The sequence below is a fragment of the Sphingosinicella sp. SM1-17 genome, from assembly GCF_056821765.1.
Genome location: NZ_JBPDIO010000001.1, coordinates 2000085 through 2015096, shown reverse-complemented (window position 1 = coordinate 2015096; position 15012 = coordinate 2000085). Strand labels below are relative to the sequence as shown.

The 15012-nt window shown below is 65.8% G+C and carries 14 protein-coding genes; 5 read left to right on the top strand and 9 right to left on the bottom strand.

Going from position 1 to position 15012, the window contains the following annotated elements; translation table 11 throughout:
- Positions 1-196 precede the first annotated feature (196 nt).
- Positions 197-2341, top strand: a complete 2145-nt coding sequence (locus ACRYLT_RS10090; protein WP_482663965.1) for a S46 family peptidase — start codon at positions 197-199, stop codon at positions 2339-2341.
- Between the two features lie 86 nt (positions 2342-2427).
- Here the strand turns inward: ACRYLT_RS10090 and ACRYLT_RS10085 are convergent, their stop codons facing one another.
- On the bottom strand, positions 2428-3405 hold the full coding sequence (locus ACRYLT_RS10085) for a hypothetical protein (protein ID WP_482663964.1): 978 nt from the start codon (positions 3403-3405) through the stop codon (positions 2428-2430).
- A 101-nt stretch (positions 3406-3506) separates the two neighbouring features.
- Between ACRYLT_RS10085 and ACRYLT_RS10080 the strand changes: the two genes are divergently transcribed.
- The 3 genes from ACRYLT_RS10080 to ACRYLT_RS10070 are packed head-to-tail and all read left to right on the top strand — an operon-like array spanning position 3507 to position 6139.
- Positions 3507-3839, top strand: a complete 333-nt coding sequence (locus tag ACRYLT_RS10080) for a metalloregulator ArsR/SmtB family transcription factor (protein WP_482663963.1) — start codon at positions 3507-3509, stop codon at positions 3837-3839.
- Between the two features lie 9 nt (positions 3840-3848).
- A complete protein-coding gene (locus ACRYLT_RS10075) occupies positions 3849-4796 on the top strand; it encodes an acyl-CoA desaturase (protein WP_482663962.1) in 948 nt (315 codons plus the stop codon).
- Entirely contained in the window at positions 4796-6139 is a 1344-nt protein-coding gene (locus ACRYLT_RS10070) for an SRPBCC family protein (RefSeq protein ID WP_482663961.1), read from the top strand. The genes ACRYLT_RS10075 and ACRYLT_RS10070 overlap by 1 nt, the downstream gene beginning before the upstream one ends.
- Positions 6140-6155: 16 nt before the next feature.
- Here ACRYLT_RS10070 and ACRYLT_RS10065 read toward each other — a convergent pair whose 3' ends face one another.
- From ACRYLT_RS10065 to ACRYLT_RS10050, 4 genes are all read right to left on the bottom strand, one after another.
- Positions 6156-7973, bottom strand: a complete 1818-nt coding sequence (locus ACRYLT_RS10065; RefSeq protein WP_482663960.1) for a gamma-glutamyltransferase family protein — start codon at positions 7971-7973, stop codon at positions 6156-6158.
- Between the two features lie 89 nt (positions 7974-8062).
- The gene (gene uvsE, locus ACRYLT_RS10060) at positions 8063-9235 is read right to left on the bottom strand and encodes a UV DNA damage repair endonuclease UvsE (RefSeq protein WP_482663959.1); all 1173 of its coding nucleotides are present in this window, start codon (positions 9233-9235) and stop codon (positions 8063-8065) included.
- Positions 9232-10311, bottom strand: a complete 1080-nt coding sequence (locus ACRYLT_RS10055) for a single-stranded-DNA-specific exonuclease RecJ (protein WP_482663958.1) — start codon at positions 10309-10311, stop codon at positions 9232-9234. Before ACRYLT_RS10055 ends, uvsE begins: the two co-directional genes overlap by 4 nt.
- Before the next feature lie 13 nt (positions 10312-10324).
- Positions 10325-10684, bottom strand: coding sequence for a DUF4440 domain-containing protein (locus tag ACRYLT_RS10050; protein ID WP_482663957.1), 360 nt, complete (start codon positions 10682-10684; stop codon positions 10325-10327).
- A 214-nt stretch (positions 10685-10898) separates the two neighbouring features.
- On the opposite strand from ACRYLT_RS10050, the gene ACRYLT_RS10045 reads away from it, so the two are divergent.
- Complete coding sequence (locus ACRYLT_RS10045) at positions 10899-11990, top strand: PepSY-associated TM helix domain-containing protein (RefSeq protein WP_482663956.1); 1092 nt, start codon at positions 10899-10901, stop codon at positions 11988-11990.
- 51 nt (positions 11991-12041) lie between these two features.
- On the opposite strand, the gene ACRYLT_RS10040 is transcribed toward ACRYLT_RS10045, so the two are convergent.
- The 4 genes from ACRYLT_RS10040 to ACRYLT_RS10025 all read right to left on the bottom strand — a co-directional run bounded on the left by ACRYLT_RS10040 (position 12042) and on the right by ACRYLT_RS10025 (position 14917).
- Positions 12042-13823: an MFS transporter gene (locus ACRYLT_RS10040; RefSeq protein ID WP_482663955.1), complete on the bottom strand. Its 1782-nt coding sequence runs from the start codon at positions 13821-13823 to the stop codon at positions 12042-12044.
- A gap of 31 nt (positions 13824-13854) precedes the next feature.
- A complete protein-coding gene (gene gloA / locus ACRYLT_RS10035) occupies positions 13855-14370 on the bottom strand; it encodes a lactoylglutathione lyase (protein ID WP_482663954.1) in 516 nt (171 codons plus the stop codon).
- Between the two features lie 153 nt (positions 14371-14523).
- Complete coding sequence (locus ACRYLT_RS10030; protein ID WP_482663953.1) at positions 14524-14793, bottom strand: PilZ domain-containing protein; 270 nt, start codon at positions 14791-14793, stop codon at positions 14524-14526.
- On the bottom strand, positions 14786-14917 hold the full coding sequence (locus ACRYLT_RS10025; RefSeq protein WP_482663952.1) for a hypothetical protein: 132 nt from the start codon (positions 14915-14917) through the stop codon (positions 14786-14788). Before ACRYLT_RS10025 ends, ACRYLT_RS10030 begins: the two co-directional genes overlap by 8 nt.
- Positions 14918-15012: the final 95 nt, after the last annotated feature.

The window sequence follows — 15012 nt, the reverse complement described above, 5'->3', positions numbered from 1 at the left end:
CCAAACCGAGGCAAGGCTTGAACGCGTTCCCGCCGACGGAGCGCTCCCTACGCCGTGGCTGCAAGGCCTACTGGCCTTCCTTTTCTGACACGTCGATGCGCCCGGACATCGTGTTTTGCCCATGCTTCACGACGGGCTGAAAGCCGCCTAATCGCAGTGACCGGATCAAGAGCTTTTCAATGGGAGGGTGCAGATAATGAAGTCGATCGCCGCGGGTTTGTCCGCCTTTGCCGCGCTGATGGCCAGCGCCGCCTTTGCCGAAGAAGGCATGTGGATGCCGCACCAGACCCGCGAACTGGCGAACCGGCTGACCGAAGCCGGCCTGGAACTGGACCCGGCCGCTTTGTCCAATTTCCGTGCCGCGCCGCTCAACGCGATCGTTTCGCTCGGCGGCTGCTCCGCCGCCTTCGTCAGCCCGGAAGGGCTCGTCGCCACCAACCATCACTGCGTCGTCGGATCGATCCAGTATAACAGCGCGCCTGGCCGCGACTATCTGACCGACGGCTTTCTCGCCCGGACCCGAGCCGACGAGGTCCAGGCAGCGCCGGGAAGCCGGATCTTCGTGATCGAGGACCTTCGCAACGTCACCCGCGACATGAATCAGGGTGTCACCGATCGGCTCAGCGGGCTTGATCGCCAGCGCCGGCTGGAAGCCAACCGCACCCGGTTGATCGCCCAATGCGAGCGCCAGCCGAACCGGCGCTGCGATGTTCGCGCTTATTATGGCGGCGCCGAATATTGGCTTCAGCAGCAGCTTGAGATCCGCGATGTCCGGCTCGTCTACGCGCCCGCTGCCGGGGTCGGCAATTTCGGCGGCGAGACCGACAATTGGCAGTGGCCACGTCACACCGGCGATTTCGGTTTCTACCGCGCCTATGTCGCCCCGGACGGAAGCTCCGCCACTTATTCGCCTGAAAATGTCCCCTACCGGCCGCGAGCCTTCCTGCGCATTGCCGAGCAGGGCGTCAACGAAGGGGACTTCATCATGCTCGCCGGCTTCCCCGGAGTGACGGACCGGCTTCGGACCGCATCGGAAGCCGAATTCTACTATTCCCAATTCTATCCGCTACAGCAGCGCCTGCTCGCCGAATATTCCGAACAGATCGGCCGTCTCACCCAGAGCGACGACAATGCGCGGATCCGCTACGCCTCGATCCGGCAGAGCGCCGACAATTACAAGAAGAAGCTGATCGGCCAGATGGCCGGCGCCGAGCGCGTTCGGCTGTCCGAACGCAAGCGCGAGCAGGAACAGGCCTATCGCAGCTGGATCCAGGCCGATCCGCAGCGCCAACGGCAATATGGCGAAGCGGCGGCCGAGCTCGACCGGCTGACGGCGGAGAGCAACGCTGCGGCGCTCGCCGAGCTTCGCTCCGGCCTGCTCAACCGCGCACAGTTGCTGAGCGCCGCCCGGCTTCTCTATCGCTGGGCTCAGGAGCAATCGAAGCCCGATGCCCAGCGGGAGCCCGGCTATCAGGACCGTGACCGGCAACTGATCGTCGAACGGCTTCGCCAGATCGAGCGGCGCTTCCTGCCGCAGGTCGATCGCGGTCTGTTCGAGGCGGCGCTGGTCGAATATCGCCAGCTTGCTCCGGAATCCCGGGATTCCGCTTTCGAGGCGCGGCTCGAACAGATCGGGCTCGACCGGCTTTATGCCGCAACCCAGCTTGGCGACACCGCCACCCGGATCGCCTGGCTCGACCGGCCGGCCGGGGATTTCCGTTCGTCCGACGATCCCTTCATCCAGCTCGCCGTCGCCCTCTCGCCGGGCGACCTTGCCCGCGAACAAAGGTCCAAGGACCTGGCGGGCAGACTCCAGTCCGCGCGGTCGCGCTACATGCAGGGCATGCTCGCTTATGCGCAGGCGACGGGGCGGCCCATCTATCCCGATGCCAATGGAAGCCTTCGCTTCACCTATGGTCGGGTGACCGGACGCCAGCAGGACGGCCAGATCTGGACGGCCTTCACCACCGCCGAAGGCATGGCCGCCAAGCATACCGGAACCGGCGAATTCGACGCCCCGGACCGGGCCGTCGAGGCCGTTCGCGCACGCGACTATGGAAGCTATGCCTCGCCCGCGCTGGGAACTCTGCCGGTCAACTATCTGTCGACGGTGGACATCACCAACGGCAATTCCGGATCGGCGACGCTCAACGCCCGCGGCGAGCTGGTCGGGCTCGCCTTCGACGGAACCCTGGACGGAGTGATCGCCGACTGGTTCTACGAGCCGTCGGTTAACCGGACCATCCATGTCGACAGCCGCTACATGCTGTGGGTCATGGACCGGGTGGACGGCGCCCATCATCTGCTCGAGGAAATGGGCGTCCGCCGCTCCGAGCGCTAAGAGGAGCCGGCACGGGCGGATTCATCCGCCCGTGCCGCCCCGAGACTCGCCGTGCGGACGTGACGATGACCGACTAGGCTGGCGATCTATCGCCGGCGGCCATTTTCCCGATCAGGAGGCGGCGGGGCGACCGGAACCGTCATTCCCGGCACGATTCCACCGGTACGGGGACGCGGCTCCGGGCGCTTTAGGCCGATCACGAGATCGCCGGCGGTCAGCGACAGTCCGCCGCCGGCCGTGCGCTCGACCAGCGGCCCTGCCCTCAGGACCTGGACGAAAATGGAGCCGGGATTGTCGGTGCAGGCGGGACGGCCCTGCTCGCCCAGCTTTTCCATCCGGCCCTCGCCGCTATAGCGGAACCAGATCGCCATTCCCCCGCATCCCGACCAGCTCAGCCGGTCGGCGGTGATGGTGACCACGCTTTCCTCCTGGAATCCCCAACCGGTATGGCCGCCGCCTTCCGTGCGCGATGCCATCTGCGGGACCCAGCGCCCGGCAATCTCCGCCAGTGGAGGGACAAAGGCGAGCCGCCTCTGATCCGGCCGCTGGAGGATCAGCTCGGTTCCGCCGCTGGCCATCCGGATCCGCCCATCCGCCAGCCGGGTCACGTGCGGCCGGCTTGAGAAGAAGCCGAAGAAGCGGCTGTCGCGTGCGTCGATCGCCGGCCCGCAGCTCATCTGGGTCATGATGCCCGGCTCGTTGCTGTCGTTGTGGAGAATGCCCTGGCGGTCGATCGAGGCGGGATTGCCGGAATAATTGCATTCGAGCGTGTAGGAGAGGCCTTGGGGACCGACATTGACGAACGCTCGACGAAGACCATCCGCACCCAGCCGCCCCGGCCGGTAGCCGGCGAAGCTTTCGATATCCCAAGGGCCGGCAATCGCGGCGAGGGAGGTGACGACCGCTTCCGACGGCGCCTCGGGCGAGGATCCGGTCGCAACGCCTGGGGATGCCGCGCTCCCCTCTCCGCCGGAAGCGCCAGCCTGATCAGCGGCCGGCGCGCAGCCGGTCATGATCGCTGCGACCGCCGTTGCGAGCAGGGGCGCTCGGGCCGCAGCTCTCATCGGCACGACAGGAATGGCCCGACTCCAGCTTCACAAAAGGCAATGGACACTTGACAACCGACCGATGAGTAATTTAACTTTTTAGTTAAATGACTGCCAAGATGGACAAGGTCTTTGAGGCTCTTGCCTCCACTGCCCGGCGCAAGATCCTCGCCTATCTGGCGGAGGTCGACCTCACCGCCGGAGAAATTGCGGCGCGTTTCGACATGAGCAAACCCGCAATCTCCAAGCATTTGCAGATCCTCGAAAATGCCGGCCTGGTGACGAGCGAGAAACGCGGCCAGTTCGTTCACTATTCGCTCGTTCGCGAGAGCGTCGTCAACACGTTGAACGGCTTCGTCCAGAAAATCTGCCCTGTGTCCACGCCGCTGAAGCGGGAAAGCGCCGAGCTCCGCCGGAGGCGTGAACCGGATCAGGCAAAACAGAAGAAGTAGGGGAGCGCCATGCAGCTGGTGCCGGGATCGAATCGGATCGTCGCCGACGCTTTTTCGGATCCCGTGTACGGACAGGTGCGATGGTCGTCAGGAAAGTCGATCTGGATCGGCTCCATGACCGCCTCGGCCCTCGTCCTCGGCCCGATGACCTTCACCTGGAGTGCCTTCCTTCTCTTCCTTGCGACCAGCGCCGTGACGCTCTGTGCGGGCCATTCGGTGGGGATGCATCGACGGCTGATCCACAACAGCTTCGAATGTCCGCTCTGGCTCGAACATGCCTGCGTCTATCTTGGGGTGCTGGTCGGCATGGCCGGGCCGATCGGAATGACTCGGATTCACGACATGCGGGACTGGGCCCAGCGGCAGCCGGATTGTCACGATTTCTTCGCTCACCGTGCCGGCTTCTGGCGCGATGCATGGCATCAGCTCCATTGCGAACTGCGGCTCGACCGACCGCCCACCTTCCGTCTCGAACCCCGGATGGCCAATGACCGCGTCTATTTCTTCTTGGAGCGCTATTGGATGGCGCAGCAAATCCCATGGGCGATCCTGTTCTTCGCCATTGGCGGAATGCCTTGGCTCGTATGGGGCATCTGCGCGCGCGTGGCGATCTGCGTCACCGGTCACTGGCTGGTCGGCCATTATGCCCATCGCGAAGGCGGGCAGACCTGGATTGTCGAAGGGGCCTGCGTTCAAGGTTTCGATGTGAAGATCGCCGGTTTGATCAGCATGGGCGAGAGCTGGCACAACAACCATCACGCTTTCCCCGGCTCCGCTAAGCTGGGGCTCCGGCCCGGCCAGGTTGACCCGGGATGGTGGCTACTCTGCACCTTGCGGTCGCTGAGGCTGGCGTGGAACATCGCAACGCCCGACGATCTGCCACCTCGGCCTGCCTTGCGCCGAGTGGCCGTTGGTGACGCCGCCGGAACCGCGGTTCGTGTTCCGGCGCGAGGTTGATGATGTTGCGCTGGCTCTCGATGACCTCACCCATTTCACCGGTCGCCTATGCGGTTCTGGCGCCGCTGATCATCCTTTCGCAACATGCTTTCGTCGCCGGCTATTTCCGCCTCCATCATCAGCCTCTCGCCTACGACCAGCCTTTCTGGTTGATGCCCATCGGCCGTCTCGCGGCGCTGCCCGGGATCAGGCCCAGCGAAGCAGCGCTCGCTTTCACCGTCAGTCTCGCAATCGCGTCGATCCTTGCGATCCTGTCGTTCAGGCGGGCCGTTCATGCCGACCGCTGGTATCCGTTGGCTTCATTGGCCGTCGTTCCCGGCGTCCAGATCCTGGTTATCGCAATGCTAGCCTTCGCACCTCGGCGTAGGGTCGCTGCTTCGCCCGATCCACAAGAGCGCATTCAGCTCGCTCACAAGCTGCAGGGCGTACTCGCCGGCGTTGCCATCATTGTCCTGGCAGTGCTGGTTTCGGCGATAAGCTTCGGCGCATACGGCTGGGGCCTTTTCCTCCTCACGCCCCTGACTGTGGGCATCACGACAGCCTACATCACCAACAGGGATTCCGACCTGGGGATCGGTCGCACGATCAGTCTGGTCCTGTCAGCGGCCGCGGTGGGGAGCCTCGCCCTTGTCATGTTCGCGCTTGAGGGGCTCGCCTGTATCGTCATGGCCGCCCCCTTGGGTGCCCTTGCTGCCGTCACCGGCGCATTGATCGGCCATGCCGTGGCCCTTGCTGGCCATCGGCGGGGCCGGCCCTTCTTCACGATCGCTCTGTTGCCGGCGGCATTCGCTCTCGAGGCGGCAATGCCGCCCAGCGTCTTCATCGTCAGCGAAGAAAGTATCGAGATATCCGCCCCGCCGGCACAGGTTTGGGGAGCAATCACGAGCGACGAACCGATTGCTTCTCCTCCTGGTCTGGTCGCCCGGGCCGGATTGGCGTACCCGCTCCGGGGGCGGCTTCTCGGGACTGGAGCCGGTGCCGAGCGGCTCGGCTTCTTCTCCACGGGGGTGGCTCGGGAGCGCCTCACCGAATGGGAGCCTGGTCGCCGTCTGGGGTTCGAAGTGCTGAGCCAGCCGGCAGCCATGGAGGAAATGAGTCCATATCGGCAGGTGCATGCGCCTCACCTCCACGGCTATTTCGCAACCGGGGAGACGCGCTTCGAATTGGACGCGCTTGCGCAGGGTCGCACCCGTCTGACCGTGCGGGCTTCCCACCTGCTGCGCATCGATCCCGTCCTCTACTGGGAGCCGATCGCGCGCTGGGCGCTTCGCCAGAACATGCGTCGAGTCCTCGACGACATCCGCGACAAGGCCGAAACGATAGCGATGCGTCCGAGCGCTTAGGCCGCGGGCTGATCGATCAATAGGCCAGTCCGATGCCGTCCGCTCGCACGTCCGAAGCGGCGGCGTAGACCTGTTCGCCGCCGCTGGTGCGACGCTCGACCGACGAATAGCGGCCGAAGCCGCCGTCCGAAGGTCCGATCCGCCAGCCCATTTCGGCAAGGGTCCGGACGGTTCGGTCGGGAACCCCGGTTTCGAGTCGGAGCAGGCCGGTGCCGCCGATGCTCTTGTCGTCCTCGCCCATCTGCTCCGACGAGCCTTCATGGTGCCAGCGCGGCGAGTCGCCGGCCGCCTGACCATCGAGGCCGTAGTCGACGCGGTTGAGGATGATCTGGACCTGTCCCTGCGGCTGCATGTCGCCGCCCATCACTCCGAAGGAGAGCCAGGGCTGCCCGTCCCGAGTGGCGAAGCCGGGGATGATCGTCTGGAACGGCCGCTTGCCGGGCGCATAGACATTGGGATGGCGGTCGCGCAGGGTGAAGAGCTGGCCGCGGTCGTGGAGCATGAAGCCGAGCCCATCCGGGACCAGCCCCGATCCCATGCCGCGGAAGTTGGACTGGATCAGCGAGACCATCATGCCGTTGCGGTCGGCGACGCTGAAATAGGTGGTATCGCCCCGGGAGGGCGCCTGCCCCGGAGCGACGTTCGGATTGATCCGGTCGGGCCGGATCAGCCGGGCCCGCTCGGCGGCATAATCCTTGGAAACCAGCCATTCGGCGGGAATCCGGGAGAAATCCGGGTCGCCATAATAACGCGCCCGATCCTCATAAGCGAGGCGCTTGGCTTCGGCCTGGAGATGGATTGACAGCGGCGTCTGGAACCCCGCTTCGCGCATGTCGAACCGCTCCAGCATGTTCAGCATCTGCAGGGTGGCGATGCCCTGGGTATTGGCACCGATCGCATGAACGGTCACGCCGCGATAGGTCGTCGACAGCGGCTCGGTCCATTCGCTCCGGTGGGCGGCGAGATCGGCCCGGTCCATCCAGCCGCCGATCCGTCGGAAATAGGTCTCGATCGTTCGCGCAATCTCGCCCTCGTAGAAGACGTCGCGGCCGCCCTCGGCGATCATCCGGTAGGTTCGGGCAAGGTCGGGATTGCGGAAAATCTCCCCGGCGCGCGCTCGATCGCCCGAGGGATAGGTGGCCTGAGCATTGGCAATCTCCTCGATGCCGTGCTCGGGCCGGGCGTAATTGGCCATCGCCCGGTTCATGTAATAAGCGACCACCGGCGAAAGCGGCACGCCCCCTTCGGCATAAGCGATGGCCGGTTCGAACAGTTCGGCCCAGCGGAGCCGCCCGTAACGCTGGTGAAGCTGCCACCAGGCATCGACGGTTCCGGGAACGGTGACGGTCACGGCTCCGTAAGGTGGGAGGATGCCGTTTCGAGCGCGCGAGCGAACGGTGGCGAGGCTCAATCCGCGCGGCGAGCGTCCGGAGCCGGCAATTCCGACCACCCGCGAGGCGGAGGGATCCCAAAGCATGGCATAGAGATCGCCGCCAATGCCGTTGGCGGTCGGTTCGAGAAAACCGAGCGCGGCGTTGATCGCGATCGCCGCGTCGACCGCCGACCCGCCTTTCTTGAGGATCTCGATCCCGGCGAGGGTCCCGAGCGGATGGGCAGTGGCGGCGGCGCCGTTGCGTCCGAACACTTCCGAGCGCGTCGCGAAGCTGGCGCCCACGGGCCGGTCGCCGGCCTCCACGTCCGGAAAGAATTGGGTGGCGGGGAGAGCGGGCGAAAGCGGCGGCGCAGACGACGCCGTCTGGGCGAAAGCGGATCGGGCGGAGGCGATCCCGAGCGCGGCGATCGGGGCGGCGGTCAGGAAAGTTCGTCTCTTCACGTGCGTTCCTCCGGATTTGGGCTGCGCCATCTCAGCACGGCCGGCACCCCGGGAACAAGGGCGAAGCCGATCGCCTCGACGCCTTCAGGCTAGACCGGCTCCTCCTCCGGAAGCGGCGCATAGCTTCCCTCGTCGACGTCCGGCTCGCTATCGGTGGCGACGCCTTCCTCGAGCCTTCGCTCCATCTCGGCCAGAGCGGATTGCTCGGACTCGAAAATCCCGAACCGCGCCGCGACGTCGGGAGCAAAACGAAGCAGGTCCGGGCGGAGCTTCAACAGGCTGACGTCCTTGGACTTGCCTTCCAGCATGACGTCGAATTCCAGGCCTTCGGCCATCCGCATGAAGGTCGCGAACTCGAACGGATTGGTGAAATCGGCATGGCCGGTCCAGATCGGCGGAACCAGGACCGTCTTGATCCGCGACGTCGCCTTTACGGCGCCGCGGGTAACCTGTCCCTTCGCTGCCCGGCCGCGGCCGGCCGCGGCCCGCTCGGCATTGGAAACCTTGCGCTTGATCTCGCGCATCTCGGTCCGGGGCGAGGAGAAGTGGATCTTGGGTCGAACCCCTTCGGGCCAGGTGGCCAGGAACTTTTCCAGGGTGGGACGCAGTTCGAGCCGCTCCGGATTGAGGCACCAGAAATGCTGATAGTCGAAGACCAGCCGGACGCCGGTCCGCTCGTGGATCCACAGGACGTCGGCAGCGGAAAAGCGAATGTCGTCATTTTCGAGGACGAGCCGGCGGCGGACATGCTCCGGACACTGGTTCCAGCCTTCGATCCAGCGCGCCCGGCTTTCCTCATGCTGGCCATAAACTCCGCCGACATGGGTGACCATCACCGCCTCCGGGCCCAGGCCCATCCGGTCGAGCATCTCCGCTTGGGAAGAGAAGTCCCAGATGCTCTTGCGGGTGATCTGCGGATCCGGGCTGTTGAGAAGCACATATTGGGACGGATGGAAGGACAGCCGGATGTCGAGCCGACGCGCCTTGGCGCCGAAGGCGGCGAGCTCCGAATCGCTTTCCGCAAGCATGGCGTGGAACTGCGGCATGTCGGGATGGGTCGCATAGGGGGCAAGGTCGGAACTCAGCCGGTACATGTCGATCCGGACCTCCTCCAGATAGTCGAGGATTCGGTCGACATATTCGAGCGAAGTCTTGAGGTGGGGGTGGTTCTGCCACCGCCTTGTATCGTTGCTCTTGAGGTCCGGCCGTCCCATCACCTTGACCGGAAAGCCGAGCCGAAGGGGCCTGTCGTTCGTCGTCATCCGATCCGCTCCTCAGGGAAACCCAATTCCGCGACCAGCCAGTTCCAGTCCTGGTGACGAAGCGCGCCGCCGGTCGCCTGCCTGTGGCCGCCGCCATAAAGCTCGTCCGCTCCGGGCGGCTTGTGCTGCTCGAGAAAGCGGATGAGATCCCGTCCGGAGGCCGACCGAGCGGCAAAATGCACCCAGCCCGGCCGGTAGCCCGTGTTCGCCGCCAGAACGACCTTGTCGCGAAGCCGCGACCGCCATTGCTGGGCAATCAGCGGATGGATCTGGCAGGGTGAGGAGAACCGGATCAGGGCCACGTCGCCGCGGATCCGGGGCGCCGTCTTCCTTGCCGATTGAAGCTCGCTCTGCACCTCGGCCTTCGCCTCGAGCAGAGCCGCCGTTTCGGGATGGATCCCCGAAAGGAGCGATTTCGGGCCGTCGCACTTCATCAGCAGTTGCAGCGCCGGCGAGGCATCGGCGCTGGACGATCGCCGCGGCGCGTTGATCAAGGAAACGGCGTTCCGGAGCGCGGTCTTGCCGAACCGTTGCTGGGCCTCCTCCATTTCCGCAAAGCCGGCCTGCTCGGCCATGTCGCCGATCAGGCCGAGCGCCGCGAGCCACAGCAGGTCGTCGACCGGAGCGACGGCCTGAGCGCACCAGTAAGCGAGAAGCGAGGTGGTCGGCTCCGGCTCCATGCCGTTGCCGCTGATCACCGTCATGTTGGCCGGATCGCCGCGGCGGACATGATGGTCGATCACGATGGTGGGGCAGCCTGGCACGATCTCGGTGGCGCCGACCCCGAGATCGGCGACGATCAACCCGCCAAGCGCTTCGCCTTCCAGTTCCCGGGCGATCGCCTCCGACCAGGGGTTTTCGCCCTTGCCGACCAGCCTGAACCTTCGCCGCCGACCGGCCCGGTCGAGCAGTCGGCCGAGAATGGCGAGCGAGGAAAGGCCGTCCGCGTCGAAATGTCCCAGCAGAGCGATCGGCTGGTCCGGATCGAAGGCTTCGAATGCCGCCAGGAAGGCGTCGCCGATCCGGCGGCGCAGGTCGCCCGATGCGCTGTCCGAGCGGGGAGGCGGGTCGACCAAGCGCGGCCTCCGGTCAGCCGCCCCGGGCCGGTGCCACCGTCTGCTGGTGCTGGATCACCTTCCAGTCGTCGTGGCCGAGCCGTCGGTAGGTCGAGGTGCAATAGGCTTCATAGGCCTGTTCGCCGCGGGCTGCCCTCGCCTTGTAGGCGATCACGATCAGTCCCTCTTCCGGGCGGCTCACCCGGAAATCGTCGAAATCGACGCTGGACCAGCGAGGCGTCTGCGACACCGCTTCGATCGCCTCCTCGCCGCTCAGGACGAACGGCGCTTCCGGAACGACCATCAGGCAGTCCTCCGCCATGCAGCGCCGGTACACGTCCTCGCCGCCAATCCAGAGGTCACGCTCGAAATCCTTGATCCGTTCGTCGTCCATGTCGCAACCGCCTCCTCCATTTCGCGTAATGGTTGCCGAGGCAAACCCCTCCCCTTTCCCTATGTTCCTGTTCTCGAAGCTGGGACGGGATATGGTGTGATCGGAGCGCGCCCCGACGCGGTATCGCCGCGGAACAGCCTGTTGCGAGTGAGTTGCATTAGTGACTATAGCGGAGAGGCGGACGATCAGGCTGGCGGGGGGATTATCGCTTCGGATGAATCGCTGGCTTTCCCTTCTCCATCGCTGGACCGGCGCGATTGCGGGGCTTCTGCTCGCCGTGATCGGGCTCAGCGGCACGATTCTTCTGTGGGAAGACTCCTGGATTGCCCTTCCCGGCGCCGACGATCCGCTGAGGGCCGATCCGGCAGCCTTCGGAGCGGCGGTGGAAGCGGCCCTGGCGATCGACCCGGCGCTCGACCGGATCACCTTTGCCGACCCGTCGCTCGGGCTTCACCAGGCGATCTTTGCCGACGGCAGCGGCGCCTATCTCGACCAGTCAGGGCAGATCGTCGATCGCTGGGAAAGCCTCTGGGGTCGGCCGGAGCTGTGGCTGTTCGATCTTCACCATTACCTGTTCCTCGGCGAGACCGGCAAAAATCTGACCGGAATCCTCGGCCTCCTGCTCCTCGCCTTCGCCGTCACCGGACTGATCCTGTGGTGGCGGGTCCGTCGAACGTTCAATCTTCGACTCTGGCCGGCAAGGATGACCCGGAGCGCGATCATCCGCCAGCATCGCGACATCGGAGCGCTGGCCTCGCCACTGCTGATCCTGTCGGCTTTGACCGGAGCGTTCATGGTCTTTCCCGCGCTTCCCAAGACCCTCCTGGCGCCCTGGCACGATCCGGCCGCTGCCGTTCCGTCACGCACCGCAACGGCGGGCGGAGTGACTAGCGAGACGGACTGGCGGCAGATGATGACCAACGCCCAAGCCGCTTTCCCCACCGCCGTTCCGCGTCGACTGACCTTTCCCCGAGCGGCCCGGGAACCGGTCGTTCTTCGCCTCCGCCAGCCGTTCGAATGGACTCCGAACGGGCGCACCTACGTCCATCTCGATCCCGCAACGGCCCGGGTGCTGGGCAGCGATGATCCTGCACTCGCCGATCCGGCCGCCAGCGTCGTCGAGAAATTCTATCCGGTCCATTCCGCCAAGGTCGGCGGACTGATCTGGAAGCTGCTCCTCACCTTTTCGGGACTGGCGCTGACCCTTCTCGGAACCCTGGCGACCTGGAGCTTCTGGTTCGGCAGGAGCGGTCGGCGCCGAACCCGGCCGATCGCCCCCATGCCGATCGTCGAGGCCGCCGAATAGGCGGCGCCTTCCGCCGGCGCGCCGGCCGGGTCAGGCCGTAGTCGGCACCGATCAGCTCCGCCGCCGATCCGGCTCGTCCGTGGCGACGAGATCGGCTTCCGTTCGGCCGCCATCGCTCCGTCGCTGCTCCGGTCCGGCAAAGCCGAAGGCGCTCCGGGAAGCGGCCCGATTTTGCGAGGTGGAATCGATCCGGCCGAGCACCTCGTCGAGATCCGTTGTCTCGCCGGCCTGTTGAAAGGCCGATCGAAGCAGGGTGCCGACGACCGCGCGGTCGCGATCCTGGGGATCGGCCGTGCCTTCATAGACCGGCTCGAGCAGCAGCCGCCGGCGCTGGCGCGATTTGATCAGGTCGCCGGCCGGGAAGCTGACAGCGAGTCGGAGCCCGGCCACGGAGGAGGCGTTGCGGAGCGTCCGGCGAGCGGAGGACCAGGCCTGCTGAGCCAGCTCGCGCGGCGCCACCGTTCCCGGCTCGTCGACGGCTGAGAGGCGATGCAGGGTGTAGAGCCCCATCAGGGCCGACAGGAGGAAGAAGAACTCCCAATGGGTGAAAGCGAGGCCGAGCAGCTGGTCGACGCCTCCGGGGCTCGCCCAGTCGAGCCGGAGCTCGAGCCGTCGGCTGGCGAAGAAGTCCGCGGCCCAGCCGCCGAAGACCGGGGCGACGCCCGCCGCCAGCGCGCCGACGAGGGCGTTCGTCGCCATGTAGCTGGTGGAAGTTCCGGAGGGGCTGAGCTTCATGACGATATTGCCCGAAGCCAGGCCGACGCCGGCGCCCGCCGCGCCCATCACGACGTGAAGGGCGATCAGATAGGCGGCCCTCGCCGTATCGGTGGCAAGCTCGCTCGCAAAGGCCATTCCGGCGATGCACAGGATGAAGAGCGGAGTGGAGGCGACGAGAACCGTCTTGTTGGTGTAGCGGTCGCTGAGCCGACCCCAGCCGCGGACCACGGCCATGTTGGCGACCTGGCTGGCAAGGGTCAGTCCAAGCACGAAGGACATGCTGAAGCCGAGCTCGCGCACCATGTAGACGGTGAAGAAGGGCGTCGCGAGATTCACCGCGAACTGCCAGCTCGCAAGGTAGCGAAGCATGTTCCGGTAATTGCGGTCGCGAAGCGGCTGCCACAGCAGCTTGCGAAGCGGAGTCGTCGCTTCGCGCGCCGGCATCACCGGCTCGGGAACCCGGGCGAGAGCGGCGATGCTGACGATGCCGCACAGGAAGCCGACCAGATAAAGGCCGCTGAAGACGAGATTCCCGGTCGATTCCGACCCGCTGGCGAGGTGAAGCGCCACCGCCGCTCCGATCGTTGCGACGGCACTGACCCCGGTTCCGACCAGCCCCCGCCGTGACGAGAATCGGCCGAGCGTCTCGCCGGGAATCAGGTCCCTGATCCAGCTGTTCCAGCTGCAGGCCGCGACGGCGTTGAGGCCGTAATGAACGAGCGCCGCCACGAGCAGGACGCTCACCGCCATGTCGCGATCGGGAATGAAAGGGACGAGCGCATAGACGGGCAGCGCCAGCCGGGCGAGAAAGAGCGAAGTGACGGAGATCAGCCGCCGCATGCGCAGGGATTCGACGAGGCTGACCGTCGGCGCCTGAAGGATCTGGGTGAGCAGCGGAATGGCGGCGAGGAGTCCGATCTGGACGTTCGAAGCGCCGATATGAAGCGCCAGGGCAAGCAGGACGACGCCGCTGTTGAGGGCGCCGATCGCCGTCCCGGCGGCCGCATCGACCAACAGGTTGGTAACGGCGCGCGAGCGTTCGGCGGCGCCTACCTCCGCCTGCGGCGGAAGCAATTGGCGGCCAATGCCAATGAAGGCCGTGGCGACAGGATTCACGACTGACAGACTCCAGCGATGTTCTTGAGGTTCAGGCCGGGGGTGCGTCGAGGAGACGCGCCATCCCCTCCGGCGAGAGGATTTCGATCCAGTAGCCGTCCGGATCGGTGATGAAGGCGATGCCCTTCATCTTGCCGTCCTGCGGACGCTTGACGAAGGGGACGCCAAGCGTCTCGAAGCGCCGGCAGGCGGCGTCCACGTCCGGAACGCTGATGCCGAGATGGCCGAACCCGCGCGGCTCGCTGTTGCCGCTATGATAGCCGGCAAAGTCGGGATCGCTTTCCGTCCCCCAATTGTGGGTCAGCTCTATCGTGGTTTCGCGGGAGAAGACGAAGCGGGCCCGCTCGGCCGGGTCGGCCGGAACCTCTTCGCCCTCGTTCAGGAAGGCGAGAAAGTACAGGGAGAAGCGCATCTCCGCGAAATCGAGGCGCTGGAGCAGAGTCATTCCCAGCACGCGGGTGTAGAAGTCCAGCGACGCCTCCGGATCGCGGACCCGAAGCATCGTCTGGTTCAGGGTGAATCCTGCCGTTTCCGGATCTCTGGTCATGATCGTCCCTCTCGGCCGCATGAGGCGGGCCGCAACTGCGCCTGCCCTCAGGTTCGCCCGTTAGAAAGGAACGCACCCGCCGAGGTTCAACTACGCAAAAGCCGCAATCGATCCGAAACGATTCGAGCGGACCGAAGAGTCGCGAGGTACGACCTATTCCGGCGCGAACAGGATCCCGACGCGGTGGCCGAGCGCCCAGCGCACCTGGCCCTCGCGCCGGCCGGTTTCCCCGAGAAGGATGGCGATCTGGCTTCCGATCATGATCGGTTGAGCCACCTCCGCGAAGCAGCCGTTGCTGGACAGGTTGCGAACCCGGGCCGAAATCTCTGCGCCGTCCGCGCAGAGGATCAGCGCCGGCAGATCGGCGGACGATCGTGGCTCGCGCTCGACATATTGCGGGAGAAGCCGGGCCATTTCAGGCATTGCCGCACCACCCCATGGCGATCGGACGCACGCCGGCCGAAATTCGCGGCGCCCGGCCGATCAAGCCGATCCCGCCTCCGACCAGAAGCGGCCGTTCGGCCGAAGCCGTTCGAAACTTCCCCATCGAGCCCCCCAGCTCAATCCCGCCTCTTCACTAACCAATGCAGGTTAAGAAAGGGTGCGCCGGTGCGGGACCCTGTTGAGCCGGCCAGGCAGGCA